Raw genomic sequence first — 17,147 nt, 5'->3', positions numbered from 1 at the left:
CAAGGCGGATACGGTGGATACAGACCATTTTAAAGCGTATATGGTAGATTAGGCAGCTTGCAATATGGCTTGTATTAGCCTTTTTTGCACTATCTACTCTTTGGAAAATAATATTAAAAAGCCTTAGGAATAATCCCAAGGCTTTTTAACACGACATAATTTCATTTATGTTGCATACAGATATTTGAAATTAAAAAGAAAAAGTCATTCGGGAAACCTTCACATCTCGCTAATGATCAAATACTGGTGCGGATATATAAAAACTGTTATGTACACTTCCTTTAGTTCTAAGATGGTAACACCTCGATTGCGTATATATAAACACTTTCAGGATTCCTTTCTACTTTAACGCCTATTTCTTTTTTTATTAATTCACCCGACGCTTTACCAGTACCGGTATCTATTTCTACAATTTCGTATCGATCTGGTCCAATAGGCACATACAAACTCCCCGCTCGTTTTGATGTTTGATACGTCACTCCAAATCTCATTCGCAACATCTCCAGTCCTTTTCTTTTTCTTTTGAACAGTTTTATCATCTCCCTTTTTTAATTTTCAGATAAAAAAAGGTGTTTTATTCTTTCCGGCAAGTCATTACATGTAATAGAAAGGCCGTAGAACTGCCGCAGTGGAACCGTAAACCGTCCATAATAAAAAGCGGTCCCTGCAAGGTGACCGCTTTAACGCTTATTGGAGGCGTCCATGTGGTTGAATTACCACTTGGTCATATATCGTATGCTTTATACTAAAAATGTCGAGGGCGGCTATCCCTAAAATCAAAAAAAGCAGCCTCGGAGTAGCAGCCGCTTAATTAGATATACGAGGTGATGGAGTGATGTATGACACAGTCTTATCGTATGTATTCGTATTAGAAATATGAAAGGATAGCTGCTAACGCAGAAGCGTGACAGGGGCGTCCAATCTAGTAACAAAAATAGGAGGAATCAGGGACAGTGATTTTTTAACATAAAAAATCGACTGCAGTGAAGACAGTCGTGTGAAAAGTGGGAATGCGATTCCTTTCTTAGTAGTAAGGACGGCCATATCCGCGTGGATAACCGGGGTCTACGACGACGTTTCTTGTAATAGGCTGATAAATATGCCGCGGGACGTTGACGATGTGCTGTCGATTGACGTGCACAATCGGGTGGATATAAGGGACCTCACGGGGAATATAGGAATCACGATACACACATCGCGGTGGGCATACTATCGGTCTCGGACAACGCATGAAAATCACCTCCTATTCTCATCACCTTTTAAAAAATGATGCCTGATCTATATACGAAGAGAACATTAATAACCGCCGCTGAATGAAGCACCAATAATGATTAAAAGAATGAACAACACTACAACCAGCGCAAAACCACTTCCGCCCATATTATTTCACCTCCTTTTTGGAAAATCTGATAAAGCGCCATTACTAAGCGATTGAGAACTCCGGGGGGAATTCGCTATAATGGCGCCGGATCATTTAAATTAGTACGCGCCTTCGCCTTCTACGCCGCCTTCGCCGCCGCCGTAGCCGCGGTGCATTGTAGCACCGATGATGATTAAAAGAATGAACAATACTACGATCAGCGCAAAGCCGCCGTGACCGTGTCTAGGTCTCTCACAGCACTCAACAGCTTCTACACGTCTCTCGCAGTGTCCGTAACCGCCGTAACCGCCGCCGTAACCGCCGCCGTAACCGCCGCCGTAACCGCCGCCATATCCACCGCCGTAACCACGTCCGAAACCAAACATATAATTTCAACTCCTTTACAGAAAGGTAGCGATGCAATTATATAAATCAATATCTCTAACATCTTTTAATTGATCTATAATAATTGGATCTATCTTACAAGATATGAACAGAGAAACGTATTGGCTTAAGCCTTTGCCTCTACTGATAATCTTTTTTTGTAATAAGTTGATTCGTTTCATCGGCAGTGAAGGGCCTGGGCCTCGACGGTAAAAAAAGGCGGGGGTGCGTCAAATTTCCGCAAATGTGATTGAATCTGGGGGGTATCGGGCCGCTGCGTTTATGCAGGATCGCGTATACAGACGCGGTCCTTCCGCTGGCTCATCCGGCTACACGCAGCTACCAACGCCAGTACGCACGAATATACATCGACGAATTCAGTCTTACCAACGGTTGAACATGCGTCTTGCATAAACAGAACGGCTTGCTGATAACTTTGCGTAAGTCAGCGATAGCCGACAAACGTTGGTGTGGAGCGGCTTCCGTTCAATACGAAGTTTACATAAGATTGATGTATGAGCAGCCCAAAAAACGCCCCAGATTTTTAGAATCTGGGGCGTTCCCAATGCAACATAATTCTATTTATGCTGCATTTATATTCACAATCTATATATGTAAAATCATCTGATCAGTTCCTTTAAAACCCACTGATTCATATAGTTTTTTTGCATTATCACTGGCTAATAAACGAATCGTTTTAATTTCTTTTTCAAAAAACCAATCTAAAACTTCATTTGTTAGTTTCCGTGCATATCCTTGTTGTCTAAACGGCTGCTCCACATATACATCTCCAATGAATCCATACTGATTTTCTTTATAAAAACAATATGGAATGTCTTCTTTAATAAATGCACCCGCACATGCAATAATCTCATTGTCATGTTCAATAACAAAATGTCGCGCCTTTTCTTTTTGATATAGATTTTTATACGTTCTTTCTACCTCTTGAACAAAATCTGCTTTAAGGATCTCTTCCATTCCAACTTCTTGAAACATTTTTAGTTTAAGTAATGTTATCGCAGAAATATCTGATTGTGTCGCAACTCGTATCAATTTTAAGTCCTCCCAGTAAAAAACAGACTTTTATATTTTTTATATAATAAGCTTTTTTACTAGAAATAAAAACCAAAAGAATTAACGTCTTCTTTTGGTTTTTCACCCCCAACGCAACAAAATTGCATTTATGTTGCATTCATTCTGTATACTTTTTCAGAAAAAAGGATATTTCTTAAATTTACATATAAAAAAAGCCACGGAGGGAGCCCCGTAGCAAAACAAAAATGTGTATGTATTAGATGCTACCACATAAAACAAAATTCTACAAATTCCGACATACTGCCACCAACCTAACTCGAAAGTATAAAAAACGCTCCAGATCTTAAAGATTTGGAGCGTTTTTTATATACCATAGTTGCATTTATGTTGCATTTCTAACATGCTGCTAATATCTCAATAGCTTTTTTTAAAAGGGTAATATCTTTAACTATCTCTCTTTTAATCTTCACATTTTCACAGCGTTCACACTCACCATATAAACGAGTGAGCTCTTGCTTAAAAATAAGCCTTTCTTTATCACTCATGGCGGTGTGTACCTTCCACTTCTGCAACCCGGCTATCCTTGTCCCTAAGGAACTTAGACACGTGGCTTTGCGTCCTAATCTTTCGATTAGTTTGCCTTTAGTTTTAGCTGTTTATGATTATATTTTATGAAAAGACTAGAAAAAAAACAATTATATTGTGATATATTAACTACGATTTTATATTCACCAGCAATTGATTACGCACTTTTTTATTGTTTAAAAAAATACATAGCATGAGTAAAAAATCGGTGTAATATCGTATTAAAAAAGAGCACTTACGACTGCTCTTTTTTATATTTTCAAATTTTCACTTGTTCCATGCTGCAAGCATTTGTACTGTCATTTCATGTGACAAACCGACTTTTTCAGGTGTCACACCGTATGCCAAACAGCCTTTTTTAACTGGCACACGGTGTGACAAAATCAAAATTTCGTGTACCCACAAAAACACTAGGCTCTGCCTAGTACCACGCTGGAAGTGGGGGCACGTTTTCCTTATGCTCTTTCTGTCTATTTAGCTTTCCACGCTTGTTTTTTCGTACATAACAGGAACCATTTTCATTTCCAGCTTTTCAGCCACAATATAACGTCTGTATCCATCTGTCAGCACCTTAGTTTCTCGATTAATCGTAATCGGCTCATCCAAAATGCCGGACTGTTTCACATGGTCAATCACCAGCTGCGTCTTGTACGGATTCGGCTGAAACTGCAAAAATTCTTCCGGCACCTTGATCTGATCCAGCGCCACAAAATCTTCTGTTCCCTCCGGTGCTTTCGGCTGCTCTTCTTCCTTCACTTCTTCTTTTTTCTCTGGTTCTTTTGCTGGCTCTTTGTCTGCCTTCACAGCTTCTTTTTGTTTTTCAGGAATCAACGAAACCTGAAAGCAAACGACACCGATCTCGCCCGGACAATCATCCACCGGAACATCTAGTGTGGGTTCTCCCTGCACCATAATTTTTTCATTTTGAATATTTTCTTCTGTTAAACCGGCTTTTTTTAACTGCTTTTGGCTGATAAAAACGGTATAGGTAATCGTTGAACTTTTTGGAAGACCTTTGGGGGCTGCCGGAGAGCCTTTTTCCTCCATGTCGAATGTGTAGCAATTCTTCTTGGATCGCAATGTACTCACTGGCTTGCCTGTTAACGTAATTTTGTGTGGCATTCTTTTTTCTCCCCTTCCACAAATTCGTGGGTGTCGTATGACAGTATGGATAGTGGCTGAGACGCTCCTCATTTGAAAAAACGTGAGAAGAATCCTTTTTTCTTTTCAGCTTGCTCTGCCTTTTCCTGCAGCATTAATTTCTTTGCTTCCTGCGTCTCCTTCAAGGCCTGCATCAGCTGACGATCCCGTGCTTCCAATTTGCTATCAATATAGGTTTGCTGCTCGTCGAGCTTCTCGACTAATGCCTGGTTAAATTCCTGCTGTTTCTTGGCATCTTCTCTTAAGAATTGAATGGCTTCTCGCATTTTCTGAAGCTCTTCTGCCAGCATTTCGTCCGGTCCCTTTTCTGGAAGTGGCTGAAAGGATTCTCCACCTGTCGCAAAATAATGGTTAATTTGCTTAATTGAATAGTTTTGCTGCCGGTGCATCTGTTTAATTGATTTCATTTTCTCTAACGCTTCATGGCTAAATACGTTATAGCCACTTTCATTTTTAGTGAGGGGAATATGTTCTCGAAGTTCTTTCATCCAGTTACGAATAACGTTTGGGGATTCATTTAAGAGAGTAGCCACTTCTTTTACCGTAAATTCTGTTTTACCTTGATTATTATCAAGGTTTTTATCACCTTGATAAATACTTTTATCCACGTTAGCACCTACCTTCTAAACCTAGGTAAAAACCTAGATATTCTTAATACTAAGGGTTGATATTCATTATTATCAAGGTTCATACTGACGTTTCAACCTAGATATTTATTTAGGTACGGATTTATCGACTATTTTTCGATTACTAAGGTTTTGCTGCTTTCCATACAGGAGGCTTTCGAGTGAATAATGAAACTGTTTCGTTCAATTTCCTGCTACCTTTACTAAAGCACCCAGGAGATTAACGATATCTTTGAGACTGGTGCTTATATTAAATAATGCTGTTGTACTAGCGATTGCACAAAGCACATCCTTTTCTGTTTTTTCGTTGAGATCCGCTTCACTTTCTTTCAGCCATCCAGATCAGAATTTGGCTGTATCTTGTCTTTAAAGTGAGAAAAGAGCATAAGGAAAACGTGCTATCACTTTCAGTGTCAGACTAGGCAGAGCCTAGTGTTTTCGCGATATCATGAAATTTCCGTTTTGGCAAAAAATTTGACACTAAAAATAGGGTCACTGTCAAAAAAATTGACAGCAAATTCAGCCAAATGGCAAATTTTTTGACATCTAAAATAACGCATCATCGTTCAAAAAAGAGCGTCAAAAAACAGCATTTGCTAGAAAAAGACACCGTTCTTTTCAGAAGCAGACACAATGGCTGCCTGCATTTTTCGACTTTCCTGCAGACCGATTTTCTCTTTTTTCTAGCAACGGTTTTGGATGATTCAGTAGGGAAGTTCCTCAATCAAATAATCCAGATTCCGTTCTTCTTTCGCCATTAATTCTTGAATTTCTGTACGCCAATTCTTCGTGCTGCCGGCTGATTCTTCTTCCTGATCTTCAAGCCAGTTAAAGATAGACGGATGGCTAGAAAATGTCTCCTGGCGTTTTTGATATGTAAACATTTTAAGCAGGGTTCCGTAGAAATAGCCTTTAAAATCCTTCCGGATCTTCCGGTGTTTCATTGCATAAACAGACTGTTTCAGTGCGTCAATGACTAATTCCGTATACTGTTCCAATTCATGCAGCAAATCAAACTGGCGATAGACAAGGGCTGCTTTTTTCCAGAGATCATGGATCTCTTCTGCATCATCAAAGAAAGGCTTCGCTGTTTTCACAAATTCACCGGGTACATTCTTCGGTGTAAAAGAGGAATTCAGACGATCCTGCTTACGTAAAGTCTTTAAAAGATGTTTATTAAAAGATAAATACAAGGTAGGAACTTTTTTCGGCTGTTCCTCCTTACTCTCACAAGGAGGAACAGCGATTTCGTTTTGGAAATCGTTCTGGAAATCATGCAAATCCAGCATATTTTCCCAATACTTGTAGTACGGATGCGCCGTGAATAAATGGACGGGTGCCGTCCGGCAGTTTTGCGTGCTAGAACGGCGATACACGGTGGAGATCACTCCAGCTTCCCGTAATACCTTCAACACATTTCGGACCGTTTTGGCCGACACCTCGTATCGATCAGACAGGTATTCGTCTTTCGCAAATACAAAGCCACGCTCCGATGCAAACCAGCACAGCATATCAATCGCCTTGCGTGTGCCTTCCTTCAAGCGCCAGTAGCGTTCGCCATACGCTGCTTCGACCTCTTTTAAAAGCTGTAGTTTTAGGGATTGCTGCTGGTTATGGTTCTCTGCATACACCTTGTAGTTCCTCATTTGGTTAAATTCATCTATGGTTACGATTCTACTTACTGTCATGATCCTGTCTCCTTTTAGAGGAACAAAAAAGAACGTCTGCCTGCCGTAATGTTCACCGAAAAATATCGGAAAAGGATACGACAAAACAAACGCTCTTCATGTAAGACAGAAGTTCCCTATTGAACTAAACGTTTATATGCGTTAAAATAAGGGCATAAATTTGTTAGTTTCAAAAGAGTCTGAGCAAGTGTGTTGCCGTGGTGTAGACACGGTATACCGTATATGGGGATTGCCGTCCCACATATACAGCTTTGGCTCTTTTTTCTTTTTATTCCGTTCATTTAGTTGCCTCTATGATACTACTTGTTAGCCCAATAATACAAGCAATATTTGGTTAACAGATTTTTCGAGCATGTGAAATCTTGAATAAATTGTGAATTTTGCACATATATCAAAATTCAAATAATGAATGTAAATTCACAGTTTGAATAAATGACCTTATTATTCATGAACGACATCAACTGCTCAAAGTGTGAAATTTTTTAAGCTATCTTCGATCTGCTCCTCCGTGATGCCAATGTACCTCAGCGTTATTTGTGGATGCGAGTGATTCAAAATCATCTGCAAAGACGCTATATCCTTCGCCTGCTTGTAGTACCAGTAGCCAAACGTTTTCCGCATCGTATGAGTACCGATCCCATCCGGCATATCAACCATTTCAGCCGCCTTATTAAGCTGTCTGTACGCCTGGATACGGCTGATAGGCTTATCGCCCTTGCGTGACGGAAAAAGCCACTCCGTGCCTTCTAGCGTACCGATATAAGCGTTCAGCTCATCATAAAGGCCGGCAAGATGAATGGTCCGTATCTTTTTCGTTTTGCCCTCTTTAATCGTCAGCTTCTTCTTTCCCTTTACGTCTGCTATTTTCAACTTCAATAAGTCGCTAACCCGCAGCCCCGCATTGATTCCGATCAAAAAGAGTATGTAGTCGCGTTCTGAACAGTGCCGCTTTAAACTCCACTTCATATCATTCAGCTTTTCCAGTGAACGGATCGGCTGCACATCCTTGATTTCATCCCGTTTATTTTGAGCAGCTGCTTTTTCTCCCATTACTATAACTCCTTTAAAATCATCATTTTGAATGTAACTTTTTTTAAGATAGTTAAAGAATAACGCTCTTTCCGGAAAAATTCAATGAACAACGGTAAACGAATGTAACTTAATATAGAATATGTTACATCCATTATTTTAATTTAATCAATAAAAAAACATCCAAATGGATGCTTTTTATAATCATGGTCTAAAGTTGAATTTAAGACTTTTTTTATCTCAACAGACCTGACAAACAGGTCTGTTCTTTTCAATACATATAAGGCAGCCAACTCACCCCGTTGCCCACTTTTCAAATTGTTTATACTATCTTTTACTTTTGCACATTGTTTATTTTGTTTTTTTAAGATGTACGGTACAAGAAAATATGTAAAAAGGCCCCTTTGCAGGGACCTTATTGCCTTAAAAGGCACAGCCTCGCGAAGAAGGCTTTAATCGATTATATTTTATTCAACTTTTAAAAAATTATACAAAAAAACCCCGGAAATATCAGAGGTTTTTTAATCTTGCGATAAACGCATAACCCCGCGAAGAGGGTCTTAAGTTCTTGCTTTTCAGCATGATCCCGCGATGGAGATCTTAATCTTTAAATAAACTTTAACACGATTTTATTTTTTTATCAAGTAACTTGTTTTTCAGTTCACACTTCTGTTAAAGCTTGAATTTCTTCATTTGCCGCTATTCTTTTGCTTTTTTCTGATGAAAACAGACCACTAAGCAATTGAAATCTCTTTCTTGTATTTAAAGAAACGTCAACTAAAGGAAAGTCTTTAAATTTTGTTTCATGCGGAAGTTTATAAGAAACCTTTTCAGTATCTACGTCTACCTTTATATGTCTATTAATGTGTGGCACAAGATCGTCCGGGATAAACAATGGAATTTTATTTCCTGTTTCAAAACAAATTTTGTAAAATAAATCTTTTTCACGTAAATGTGTGTATCGAAAAAGAGATTCCATATGTTTTAATTGAAATTCAGTCAGTTCCAACGGAATATCTTGCTGATTTCCATTCTCGTCTACCCCTCGCCGCGTCCAAATATGGATGCTTTCCCGCGGGACTACATGCGACTGTTGAAATAATACAAGATTGACTGGAGATCTCAACCCACTGATTGGTCCTAAATTGAACATTCCCTGATTCCTTTTGATTTTACTCGACATAGGTAGCACAACAACTTGTCCTTCTTTTGGATTCACGTTCCAGATAAGAGCAAAGTGTTTGCCGTTTAACGCTGTCCCTTGACCGACGAATTTCGCCTGGACTACTTGTCCTTTTTTTAGAGGTGGAGTAAAAATTTTTGTTGCTGCATCTTGTTCAACTTCATCGTTTTTTTCCACATCACACATTAATCTAAACCTTTTTAAAAGAGCTTCTGCTTTTTCCTCTGAAAGATCTTTTATTTCTTTATAAATTTCTTTTTTCAATGTTTTTATTTTTTGTAATTTATCTTCTGATTGATCTGCCATCTTCTCCATCCTTTCTCTATTAAACCTAAATCTGTTTTATTGTACCAAAGAAAGTTATCTAAGAACTATATTTAAAGCTGCCACCAGACATTGACTTGTATTTTGATTTTGTGCGGTTACAGCAACCTTTTCAATTAGTGGTATAAATTCGTGTCACCTCATCGCGTTCATGCCCTAAAAGCCGCGATACTTCCAAACGTGCACCGCGGTCGCTTAAACCTCGATGTTTCGCTTCTGCATAGCAATCCTGCGCGTATGCGTGCCGCAAACCATGGAATGTGACGTTTTCTTTCAGCTTTTCACCCACAGCAATTCGTTCAGCTCGGCTTTCATTATTAGTTCTCATTGAACAATTTCTACAGTAAACTATATTTACAGGAATACATTTTACTGTAGAGGAAGGGATTAGATGGCTATAATTGTTTCTTTCGGACTTCAAAAGGGTGGAGTTGGAAAAACCACTACAACAGGCATTACAGCTTTTTTTCTAGCCAAAGCAAACCGTGTATTAGCCGTAGACTTAGACGGACAGGGCAACTTAACCAGGATGCTTTCTGGACAAAACAAGAATGCTTTTAAAAGCACGATCTATGAAGCAATAAAACACAGGAATACAGAAAACTGTATAACTGTATTATCAGAAAATCTTCATCTCCTTCCAGCCAACGATGATATTTCCCGAATTTCATCTCTTTTGGATCAGCATACTGACAGGCGTCTACAGGTACTGGCTGATGTACTCGATTCAGCCCGTTCTTCCTATGATTACATCCTGCTTGACCTGCCTCCAGCCCTCTCTGAACAGACACTGATTGGACTGACAGCAAGCGACTATACTGTAACCATGCTGCAGACCGAGCCATTTGCCTATTATGCTCTCGAAGATTATTTAGAGACATGCCAGGTTGTTCAAAAGAAATACAATCCAAATTTAAAACTGGCTGGCATTTTATCGGTTCTGTTAAATTCGCGTGCTTCGTTAGACCAGTCCATTTTAGAAAAAGTACGAGCAGACTATGAGGATATCGTGTTCGAAAGTGTAATCAAGCGAAAATCCCGTATAAAAGAATTAGCTATTACCGGCGTTGTAGACAAAACAAAAGCTGATCAGCAGGCACTAAAAGAATACAGCGATTTTGTAGAGGAGTTGGTGAAACGTGTCCAAAAAAACTAAGTTTTCCGGTCTGCTTGGCCAAGAAGAAAACACCTCAGAGGGACTGAAGAAGAAAGAAGAAGTATTAGACAATATTTCTGTAAATACAGAAATACAGGAACCTGTAAAAAAAACTAAGAAAACAAAAGCAACCTTTGAATTGGATGCAACATTACATAAAGAGTTAAAGATGTTTGCAGCTCAACATGATAAGAAAATGGTTGAAGTTGTAGAAAGTGCATTGAAGGAGCATTTCTCTTCTCAAAATAATGAAGAATGATTGTGTATTTAAAGTTTATTATTAAGAGTAATGAAAAGGATGTTCAAATGGAAGAAGGCAAAGATTTTACTCAATAAGAGTAACATTTGTTGTATTTAATATAACGTAAACATTCAATATGTTTCATTTAAATATCCGAAGCCAAACAAAAACAGGCGCTATTCCTTTTGATACAAGGGATGGCGCCTTTTTCCTTGTATCCGTCCTAATGCAACATAATATCCTTTATGTTGCATTAGACCAATAACGAAGAAGCTAAATAAAAAAGGTCATAGAAGCTCCGCAGCGATAAAAAAGATGTCATAGGACAAGGCATGGAATTAGTTATTCTGCCTCTGTTGCTGCATGCATAAAATGAGAAGTCCAAAAAAGTAAAGGAAGAAATATTCCAAATATCTTACTGAAAGGAATGATAGCGTGTCAAAAAAACCAGAACAAAAATATTTTGATTATATCGTCATTGGTGCTGGAACCGCTGGCGGGGTTGTCGCAAAAGAATTATCAGATGATTCCAGAACTTCTGTACTCACTCTTGAGGCAGGGACAAACATGACAAATGAGTTAAGCAGTGCTTCTAACCCAGGCTCAGGCGTTTTAGCTACCGATAACAGACACTCGTTTAATGTAATGACTAATTTAGAACCTAGCATTAACAGCCAGCTAAGAATGTCAAGCGGTCGAGCAATTGGTGGAAGCTCAGAACATAATGCCATGTATGCAGTAAGAGGAAGTCGTGAACTTTATGATCAGTGGGCAGAGCTTGTTGGACCTCAATGGAAATATGATAATGTCAGTCCTTTATTCAAAAAAAATGAAACATATACAGGAAACACCCAAGAACCGGAAGAACGGGGAAGAAAAGGTCCGATTTTTGTTAGACAACAAATCATTCCTAAAGATGGTCTTGTAACCACTTTAGCTAACGCAGCATCAGATATTTTGGATATCCCAATTGTTGAAGACTATAATACAGGCATAAGAGATTGCACATTTTATAAATCACAGGCGACGAACAAAATGGTGAACGGGAGATTTGTTCGTTCATCCACAGCAACTGGATATTTAGGCAATGATGTGGTCACACAAGGAAATGAGATCAAGTCTGATGAATTTGGGGTTGGCAGAAGACAGCTGACTATTTTCGCAAAAACAACAGTGAATAAAATTCTCTTTGAACAACAAAAAGGAGTTCAGGTTGCTGTCGGTGTTGAGTATGTCAAGAACGGAATAACCAGAAGGGCTTATGCAAACAAAGGAATTGTTCTTTCTGCGGGAAATTTTTCTTCGGTCATCCTTCAACGTTCAGGAATCGGAAATTCTAGGGATTTAGTCAGAATCGGTGTATCAGCGTTAATAGAGAGTCCGAATGTGGGACACAACTTCCAAGCTCAATTTACTGGCGGAGTAGGGGTTGAAGTGGAAACCAGCCGACTTCTGGAAGTGAGGGATGCTGACCCAGATCTACCGTTTCCACTAGGTGCTCACAAAGGAGAAGGACCAACAGGAGGCCGCCGTCTTCAAATTTATAGCAGCATAACACCTTCTTTTCTTCCACCAGCCGTTGTCTTCGTGAACAGCTGGGGGTTTGATCCAAATAAAAAGACGAATGTGATGAGTATTGGTCCTTTCGACAATAACCCGAGAAGCAGAGGAACGATTTTGGCCGCTCACAGCGATCCTGAAGTTTATCCAACCGTTAAGCTCAATCCATTGCAGGATCCGAATGACTTAGAATTCATGATCGATCAGTATATTGACATTTACAAAATTATGAAGAGAGCTCGAGAACTTGATCCTGAGGGTATTTATAAGTTGGTCTACCCTGCTGAAGATGTCTTTGAAATGACAAATGAGGCAGAAAAAAGAGCAGAGATTGCTAAATATGTTAGAGCTGCCTATCGTAATATTTTCCACTTCGGTGGAAATTGCAGGATGGCTAGGAGCATTCAAGAAGGAGTTGTGGATGGGTATCTCAACGTTTTTGGTACTAAAAACCTGAAAGTCGCAGATCTTTCCATCTCTCCTATTTTACCAGATGGGAACACTGCCATACCAGCTCAGATGATCGGTTTAAATGCGGTACGATTTATTCGAGAGGATTCTGACCCATATGTAGTGGATGATAGGGAATTTGACGATGATGACCAGAAGAAGCGTCACAACGACAATGATAATGACGACCGGAAGAAAAGTCAACGTGACAACGATGATAACTAGAAGAAAAAGCGCCATGACGGTGATGATGACCATTCGAAGAAAAAACCTCACCACAAGGGAAGACACTGAAAAAAGTCATTGTTTTTCAGTGGAGATACAGCGCCAATGAAAAACAGGATAAAAACAGCCACAATTCTTTGAACAAACGAATTGTGGCTGTTTTTTAATTCACTATTTTCTGCTTCAATGCAACATATTTATATTTATGTTGCATTGGAATTTGAATTCATATCTTATATTTTCAAATTACTCACAGAATAAAAAGCAATTACCTCCGGACGAAGTAATTGCCAAATTGAATATATGTGCTAAAAGAAAATGACAAAAGTGCCGCAACACACTCTCGAAGGTAAAAAGTTACTTCAAAATAAAATAATTGCATGCCGCATATGGTTAATTTAGGCGTTAGCGTCTGAAATCATTAGGAAGGTGTGATTTTTTGAGTCAAAGCGTAAACCCCTCAGATCCAAATACAATCCCAAAATTTGTGGATGAACTGAAAAAACCGCGTACACTCCAGCCCACCGACAATGATCGTTATCCCGAAGGTTCTTATTACAAGATCGTCATGAAAGAAGCAAAACATCGATTCCATAAGGATTTTCCGAATACGCGGATTTGGGGATACAATGGAATCAGTCCGGGGCCTACAATTGAAGCGTCCAAAGACAAAACAACTTATGTTAAGTATGAAAACAAGCTGCCTGAAAAACATTTTCTCCCGGTTGACTATACGCTGCACGGCTCTTCCGATACACCGGAAGTCCGGTCTGTTGTACATCTTCATGGAGCCAATGTAGATTGGAAAAGTGACGGGCACCCTGAGGCCTGGTACACACAAAATTATGAAAAGACTGGACCCATGTTTCGACGAAAAGTACATGCGTATACCAATCACCAGCCCGGAACGACCCTCTGGTATCATGATCATTCAATGGGGCTCACTAGATTAAATGTATTTGCAGGTCTTGCTGGATTTTATCTGCTTCGTGACTCACTTGAGGAACGGCTTCAACTGCCAAAAGGGCGGCATGAAATTCCATTAATGATTCAGGACAGATCATTTAATGAGGACGGCTCTATTTTTTATCCCGATTCTCCTCCTTTTCCTGTGCCCATTCACCCGTCAATTACACCAGGTGTTACAGGAAATACCATTACAGTAAACGGAAAAGTCTGGCCTCATCTCAAAGTAGAACCAAGAAAATACCGGTTTCGGATCTTAAATGCTTCTAATAGAAGAGGCTACCTATTAAGCTTATCAGATGAAAAATCTTTCACTCAAATAGGCACGGATGGAGGATTTCTTAACAGGCCGGCTGAGCTGTCGTCGATTCAATTGCTTCCTTCTGAACGCACAGATGTGATTATTGATTTTTCTGGCATGGAAGGAAAAGAAATTATCTTGCAAAACAGCGACACGGAATTTTTAGATGAGCATACAAGTATTGTCATGCAGTTCCGGGTAGAGCTTCCGTTACTGGGGAAGGACACCAGTGAAATTCCGGCTGAACTGGCTCCGGCCATGGAATTGCATGAGCACCATGCTCACATCATCAGAGACTTGCCCCTAACCATTTCAACAGATGAATATGGACGTCCTATGTTGATGCTTAATGAACGTATGTATCATGATCCGGCTACAGAAAAGCCTTCACTTGATAGTGTTGAAATCTGGAATTTTATCAACGCAACCCCAATCCAACATCCGATTCATGTTCACCTTGTTCAGTTTAAGATTATAGAACGCCGTCCGTTTAATTTAGAACGTTACGAAAGTGAAGGTGTAGTCGAATTCACAGGACCAGCAGAGGAGCCCCGGGATTACGAACGGGGCTGGAAAGATACCGTAAAAGCCGACATTGGAAAAGTCACCAAAATTATCATGCATTTTAAAGAGCATACAGGCAATTACATTTGGCATTGCCACTTCCTTGAACATGAAGACCATGACATGATGAGGCCTATCCGGATTATTAAAGATGCGCACCCTGTACAACTTCCTCATGCAGATGAGGAAAATCATTCTTCTGAAGATTCCCTTGCTGATGATTCAGCTAATGAATAACACAAAGGAGCTCTCATAAGCCGGTTTTTCTCATTTTTCTAACAAGGCTTGCTGTGCTTATTTATGTACCATCCGGTCCAAAGCCTGATCTAATACTCCGTTAAAATAGCCCGGTAAGTTGATTTGTTTCATCGCCATCACGAAGCCTATCCTTGGACATAAAAAGCCCCAGATCATTAGAATCTGGGGCTTTTCCAATACAACATAATAACATTTATGTTACGTTCAGTATCTTAAATAACCGTCTTTTCATCTTTGGATATTACTAAAATTTTGCCTCTGGCAAGTTGTTGTTCATAAGCCACTGCCCCAAAAAATAATCATAGAAATCATACCTATGATGGTTTTCTGTCTACTTTGTAAACCCATCGCATGATTGACAAGGAAATTATCGCGTTTTGGTGTCCAATCGGAAGTCGCATTTGCTTTCATTCACGAACTTAGGTTTCTTAAAAACACTGTTTCCATCTTGGAGGCTTTTCTTTTTATAGGCAGAGAATCCGGTGATTTCTTCTGCTTCCCATATCCAGCGCGTCTCTTCCTCTCCCTTATCTAGGTAATAGACATTGTTGTCTATTTTGTTTTCTTCGTTTTGCTTGAAAGGGCTGCTGATAAGGAGGCGGGAATTTCCAGCGACCATGGTGTTGTTTTCAATTCTATTTTGTTTGGTATTGTATTGGAGGAGCAACTGTCCGCCATCCTGATATTTTGTATCATTTTTATACAGGATGTTGTCGGTAATGATGCTGTTTATGGTGCTTCCTCTTTCACTGTCATAGCCTCCTATTGCAATACCTGCACTCCTATTTTCATAAATCGTATTTTTTCGTATGGTTATAGAACTTGTGAATTTGCCCGCATGTTCGCTAGCTGCTTCTATTCCTATATCGTTTTTATAAACCCTATTATTTTCGATAATAATCTCTTTTCCACCATCGACATAGATCCCGCCAGCCGAATAATGGTTTCCGTAGGCTGGATTTCCGTAACTGGATATTTGATAGACCGTGTTGTTGCTGATGATTCCGTTTCTTGCCTGATCAAACGCTTCAACAGGGGATACGCCTTCAAATCCGATGACATCGATTCCTATGTTATTGTTTCGCCTTACGATGTTGTCTGTAACCTTGAAGTTCGATACGTTTCCGTTTAACACCAGCGTTTCACTCCAACCCAGTTTCATGTCTTCTAGTTTGTTGCCCGAAATGAAAATATCTTCAATCGCTTGTGGTGCTTTTGTACCGTATACAGCAATCCCATGAGCGTTCCCATTTTTATGAAGCGTTTCGATATGATGAACATGGTTCCGCAAAATATGGATTCCTTTTCCACTTCCGCTGACCGAGATGCCAATTGGCACTAAATCTTCTTCTTTAGTTTTGTAATTTTTAATTTCAAATCCTTCGATAGTGACGTAGCTTTTGTCATGTATCGATACTAACCCCTGATAGTCCCATGATACCTTAAGACCGCTCCCATCGATGGTCGCTTTTTCCTTTGGATAAGCCTTAATGATGATCGGGGAATCTTTTAGTCCGGATTTCCGTATGATCACTTGTTCTTTGTAGGTGCCTTTTCTTACATAAACAGTTGTACCAGGTTCCGCCAAATCGACCGCTTGTTGTATGGTTTTTAAAGGCTTTTTCTTGCTTCCTGCATTTTTGTCATTCCCAACCGGAGACACATACAACTCGTTTTTCTGAGCGGCTTGTCCTGCATTTCCATGTAGGACCATCCCGATAGAAAATGCGATCAAAAGAACCATCACCGCTCTCACTTTTTTGTTCATATTCGTTCCCTCCTTGAAAACCCTCTAAAAAACGTCTGTTCTTTTATTTTAATTATAACCGAACAGACGTAATAGACGTACTTTATTATTAACTTTATTATTCTTGAACAACAGCCTTCTCATAACTGTGCGTAAGTAACCGATAAACGTTGATGTAGCGTAGCTTCCACCCAAATATAAATTGACACAAGATAGAGTATGAGCAGCCCAAAAACGCCCCAGATCTTTAGAATCCGGGGCGTTACAAATGCAACATAATACCCTGATATGCTCCCCTTTAAGT

The 17,147-nt window shown here is 39.6% G+C and carries 19 protein-coding genes and 1 riboswitch; of the genes, 5 read left to right on the top strand and 14 right to left on the bottom strand.

Annotated features, from left to right (window positions below; all coding sequences use genetic code 11):
* Window positions 1–287 precede the first annotated feature (287 nt).
* The 4 genes from VQ00_RS15615 to VQ00_RS15605 form a co-directional block, all read right to left on the bottom strand.
* Window positions 288–491 (bottom strand): hypothetical protein, encoded by a 204-nt coding sequence (locus VQ00_RS15615; protein ID WP_046181058.1) that lies wholly within the window; start codon window positions 489–491, stop codon window positions 288–290.
* Window positions 492–1,024: 533 nt separating this feature from the next.
* Entirely contained in the window at window positions 1,025–1,231 is a 207-nt protein-coding gene (locus VQ00_RS18260; protein ID WP_082091607.1) for a hypothetical protein, read from the bottom strand.
* 65 nt (window positions 1,232–1,296) lie between these two features.
* A complete protein-coding gene (locus VQ00_RS18255) occupies window positions 1,297–1,380 on the bottom strand; it encodes a YjcZ family sporulation protein (RefSeq protein WP_046181057.1) in 84 nt (27 codons plus the stop codon).
* Between the two features lie 99 nt (window positions 1,381–1,479).
* Window positions 1,480–1,746: a YjcZ family sporulation protein gene (locus VQ00_RS15605; RefSeq protein ID WP_046181056.1), complete on the bottom strand. Its 267-nt coding sequence runs from the start codon at window positions 1,744–1,746 to the stop codon at window positions 1,480–1,482.
* Between the two features lie 223 nt (window positions 1,747–1,969).
* Between VQ00_RS15605 and VQ00_RS18925 the strand changes: the two genes are divergently transcribed.
* Window positions 1,970–2,158 (top strand): hypothetical protein, encoded by a 189-nt coding sequence (locus VQ00_RS18925; RefSeq protein WP_172645590.1) that lies wholly within the window; start codon window positions 1,970–1,972, stop codon window positions 2,156–2,158.
* Window positions 2,159–2,350: 192 nt separating this feature from the next.
* On the opposite strand, the gene VQ00_RS15600 is transcribed toward VQ00_RS18925, so the two are convergent.
* From VQ00_RS15600 to VQ00_RS15570, 8 genes are all read right to left on the bottom strand, one after another.
* Complete coding sequence (locus tag VQ00_RS15600; RefSeq protein ID WP_046181055.1) at window positions 2,351–2,797, bottom strand: GNAT family N-acetyltransferase; 447 nt, start codon at window positions 2,795–2,797, stop codon at window positions 2,351–2,353.
* A gap of 377 nt (window positions 2,798–3,174) precedes the next feature.
* Window positions 3,175–3,324 carry a hypothetical protein gene (locus VQ00_RS18700; RefSeq protein WP_156154092.1) on the bottom strand — a complete coding sequence of 50 codons (150 nt, stop codon included), beginning with the start codon at window positions 3,322–3,324 and terminating at the stop codon, window positions 3,175–3,177.
* A 19-nt stretch (window positions 3,325–3,343) separates the two neighbouring features.
* Window positions 3,344–3,430, bottom strand: a riboswitch (cyclic di-GMP riboswitch).
* A gap of 408 nt (window positions 3,431–3,838) precedes the next feature.
* Entirely contained in the window at window positions 3,839–4,486 is a 648-nt protein-coding gene (locus tag VQ00_RS15595) for a ParB N-terminal domain-containing protein (protein WP_046181054.1), read from the bottom strand.
* 68 nt (window positions 4,487–4,554) lie between these two features.
* Window positions 4,555–5,133, bottom strand: coding sequence for a MerR family transcriptional regulator (locus VQ00_RS15590; protein WP_046181053.1), 579 nt, complete (start codon window positions 5,131–5,133; stop codon window positions 4,555–4,557).
* Window positions 5,134–5,855: 722 nt separating this feature from the next.
* Entirely contained in the window at window positions 5,856–6,839 is a 984-nt protein-coding gene (locus VQ00_RS15585) for a helix-turn-helix domain-containing protein (protein WP_156154090.1), read from the bottom strand.
* Between the two features lie 465 nt (window positions 6,840–7,304).
* Window positions 7,305–7,889: a tyrosine-type recombinase/integrase gene (locus VQ00_RS15580; RefSeq protein WP_046181052.1), complete on the bottom strand. Its 585-nt coding sequence runs from the start codon at window positions 7,887–7,889 to the stop codon at window positions 7,305–7,307.
* Window positions 7,890–8,529: 640 nt separating this feature from the next.
* Window positions 8,530–9,357 (bottom strand): hypothetical protein, encoded by an 828-nt coding sequence (locus VQ00_RS15575; RefSeq protein WP_046181051.1) that lies wholly within the window; start codon window positions 9,355–9,357, stop codon window positions 8,530–8,532.
* Window positions 9,358–9,487: 130 nt separating this feature from the next.
* Window positions 9,488–9,703, bottom strand: coding sequence for a site-specific integrase (locus tag VQ00_RS15570; RefSeq protein ID WP_046181050.1), 216 nt, complete (start codon window positions 9,701–9,703; stop codon window positions 9,488–9,490).
* Between the two features lie 63 nt (window positions 9,704–9,766).
* Here VQ00_RS15570 and VQ00_RS15565 point away from each other — a divergent pair, with 63 nt between their 5' ends.
* The 4 genes from VQ00_RS15565 (at window position 9,767) to VQ00_RS15550 (ending at window position 15,075) form a co-directional block, all read left to right on the top strand.
* On the top strand, window positions 9,767–10,531 hold the full coding sequence (locus VQ00_RS15565; RefSeq protein WP_046181049.1) for a ParA family protein: 765 nt from the start codon (window positions 9,767–9,769) through the stop codon (window positions 10,529–10,531).
* Complete coding sequence (locus VQ00_RS15560; RefSeq protein WP_046181048.1) at window positions 10,515–10,790, top strand: hypothetical protein; 276 nt, start codon at window positions 10,515–10,517, stop codon at window positions 10,788–10,790. The genes VQ00_RS15565 and VQ00_RS15560 overlap by 17 nt, the downstream gene beginning before the upstream one ends.
* A 417-nt stretch (window positions 10,791–11,207) precedes the next feature.
* Complete coding sequence (locus VQ00_RS15555) at window positions 11,208–13,007, top strand: GMC family oxidoreductase (protein ID WP_082091606.1); 1,800 nt, start codon at window positions 11,208–11,210, stop codon at window positions 13,005–13,007.
* Between the two features lie 439 nt (window positions 13,008–13,446).
* Window positions 13,447–15,075, top strand: a complete 1,629-nt coding sequence (locus VQ00_RS15550; protein WP_046181047.1) for a multicopper oxidase family protein — start codon at window positions 13,447–13,449, stop codon at window positions 15,073–15,075.
* 388 nt (window positions 15,076–15,463) lie between these two features.
* Here the strand turns inward: VQ00_RS15550 and VQ00_RS15545 are convergent, their stop codons facing one another.
* Entirely contained in the window at window positions 15,464–16,864 is a 1,401-nt protein-coding gene (locus VQ00_RS15545) for a right-handed parallel beta-helix repeat-containing protein (RefSeq protein ID WP_052728604.1), read from the bottom strand.
* 48 nt (window positions 16,865–16,912) lie between these two features.
* The coding region (locus tag VQ00_RS18970; RefSeq protein WP_216595832.1) for a hypothetical protein at window positions 16,913–17,147 on the bottom strand (235 nt) is incomplete at its 5' end.

Origin of the sequence: Domibacillus tundrae (assembly GCF_000970675.1) — a bacterium.
Classification (GTDB): domain Bacteria; phylum Bacillota; class Bacilli; order Bacillales; family Domibacillaceae; genus Domibacillus; species Domibacillus tundrae.
Note: the sequence above shows the minus strand (reverse complement) of the source record. Positions and strands in the feature narration are given on the sequence as shown.